Below are 854 nucleotides of genomic sequence, written 5' to 3'. Positions count from 1 at the left end.
GCATTGTTCAAGTCGCCTGCATTAACACCTTTGCTTGCATTGGCAACGTCTTTGTAGTCGCCTGCACTTGCAACGTTGTTCAAGCTTGTACCACCTGTTGTGGTGATCTTGCCTGTTGCTGCATCTTTACTGCTGCTCGCTGTCGTACCTGCCAAGGTAATGTTGTTGTAGTTTGCACTGCCATCAGCATTCTTGTCGTACTTCACTGCAAACTTGTCAGTTTCACCCTGTGCTGCATTCAAGGTATTGATCGCTTGGTTAATGCTGGTTTGAGTGTTGCCACTTCCATCTTTAACTGTTAACGCAGTGTTGTCTACAGCAGCAATGGTATTGCCTGAACCGTCTTTAACCGAAACACCATCTTTACCAATCACCGTTGAACCGTTGCTTCCATTGGTTCCATCGTTCACGGTAATGCCAGTTAAGTTGTTCAGGTTTTTATTTAGCTCAATCGCAACCTGTCCACCCGCAACTTTCGTCGTAATGTTGCTGTCTGCACCTACAACGTCTACTGCTTCACCCAACTTCTTGTTAACGGTATTACCATCTGCTGCTTTTAATCCAAAGCCTGTATTCGTAAGACCTGTGCTTAAGCTATCCAATTGACCTTTGTTTACTGCATCACTTGCATTTACGCCGTTCGCAACATTACTAATTTTAGTTCCGCCACTCGTTACAACACTATTACCTGCCGTATCGGTTCCGATCGTTGCTGCTGTGCCGTTACCATTACCCGCAGTGATACTGTTGTAGTTTGCACTGCCATCAGCATTCTTGTCGTACTTCACTGCAAACTTGTCAGTTTCACCCTGTGCTGCATTCAAGGTATTGATCGCTTGGTTAATGCTGGTTTG

The 854-nt window shown here is 45.3% G+C and carries 1 pseudogene; it reads right to left on the bottom strand.

Going from position 1 to position 854, the window contains the following annotated elements:
• Nucleotides 1-854: pseudogene (locus tag IMO47_RS07125) on the bottom strand (hypothetical protein); the annotation flags it as partial.

This window comes from Acinetobacter sp. Res13-Abat-PEC15-P4-01 (assembly GCF_015676285.1).
Lineage (GTDB): Bacteria > Pseudomonadota > Gammaproteobacteria > Pseudomonadales > Moraxellaceae > Acinetobacter > Acinetobacter nematophilus.
The sequence above is the reverse complement of the archived record's forward strand: the minus strand, read 5'-3'. Positions and strand labels throughout refer to the sequence as shown.